The sequence below is a fragment of the Vibrio plantisponsor genome (assembly GCF_013041605.1).
GTDB lineage: Bacteria > Pseudomonadota > Gammaproteobacteria > Enterobacterales > Vibrionaceae > Vibrio > Vibrio plantisponsor.
The window spans coordinates 1-1259 of sequence record NZ_JABEQC010000034.1; the positions used below are offsets into that span (position 1 = coordinate 1).

Consider the following 1259-nt stretch of genomic DNA (forward strand, 5'->3'; position numbering starts at 1 on the left):
TGTAGTGGTCAACTAAATTTGGCCACGGTTTTAGAGTTTTTCCAATACAGTAGTTCAGATTCATTGGGTGTCAGCCCACCATTATATTGATGTGGCCTGAGTTGGCTGTAATAGCCCGTGATGTACCGAGTTATATTCTCTTTTGCTTCGCTAAAATTCCGATAACCCGACACGGGTACCCATTCTGTCTTTAGACTTCTGAAGAACCGTTCCATCGGACTGTTATCCCAGCAATTACCACGCCTAGATAAGCTTTGTTTGATTTGATAACGCCACAACAGTTGTCGATAAAAACGACTTGTGTAATGACTTCCTTGATCACTGTGGAACATCACGCCTTTCGGCTTACCTCTTGACTCGAACGCCATAGCGAGTGCTTTTCCCGTCAACTTGCTATCGGGAGAGACTGACATAGCCCAACCAATCGGCTTTCTCGCGAACAAATCAATGACGACAGCAAGGTACATCCACCGCTGTCCCGTCCAGACATACGTCACATCTCCCACCCAGACTTGGTTTGGAGAGGTAACGGCAAATTGTCGAGATAGATGGTTGGGGATCTCTACGTGTTCTTGCGATGCCTTTCTATAACGATGATTCGGTGTTTGGCAGCTTACCAACCCTAATAATTTCATTATCTTAGAAGCTCGATAGCGTGTCAGTTTTATTCCTTGAGCCGTCACCATATCGGCAATGCTTCTTGCACCAGCAGAGCCATTACTTGCCATATGAACTTCTTTAATGAGACTTTTTAGTTTCACCAACTCAGGGGATACACGTTTAGGGCGACAACGCCAGTATTTGTAACTGCTGCGGTGGACACTGAACACATGACACAAGGTGGTTATATTAAAGCTCTGCCTGAGTTTCTCGATTATTGCGAGTTGTTCAGTGAGTCCGACATCAAGAGAGCTGTAGCCTTTTTTAATATTTCATTGTGTTCTTCAAGACGAGCTAGTTTTTTCTTAAGCTCACGTATCTCAATTTGCTCTGGTGTCATCGGTGAGGCTTGGGGAGTCACTCCCTTTCTTTCTTGTTTAAGTTGCCTTACCCACTTATCCATTGTCGATTTACCCACGCCCATGGCTTTTGCGGCTTCAACAACGGTGTAGTTTTGGTCGAGAACAAGTTGCGCTGCTTCGAGTCTAAATTCCGCACTGAAAGTACGTCTGGTTCGCTTAGTCATAGTTTCACCTGTCATTCTATGAAGTGTATCTTAACACCTCTAATCAGGTGGCCAAATTCACTATGCCACTACA

1 protein-coding gene is annotated in these 1259 nt (G+C 44.7%); it reads right to left on the bottom strand.

Features of this window, described 5'->3' with window-relative positions:
* Nucleotides 1–8: 8 nt before the first annotated feature.
* Nucleotides 9–1186 (bottom strand): IS3 family transposase gene (locus tag HKI82_RS20320; RefSeq protein WP_171139016.1). Its coding sequence is split into 2 segments (ribosomal slippage): nucleotides 9–919 and nucleotides 919–1186, totalling 1179 coding nucleotides; the frame shifts between segments, so codons are not numbered across the junction.
* Between the last annotated feature and the right edge of the window lie 73 nt (nucleotides 1187–1259).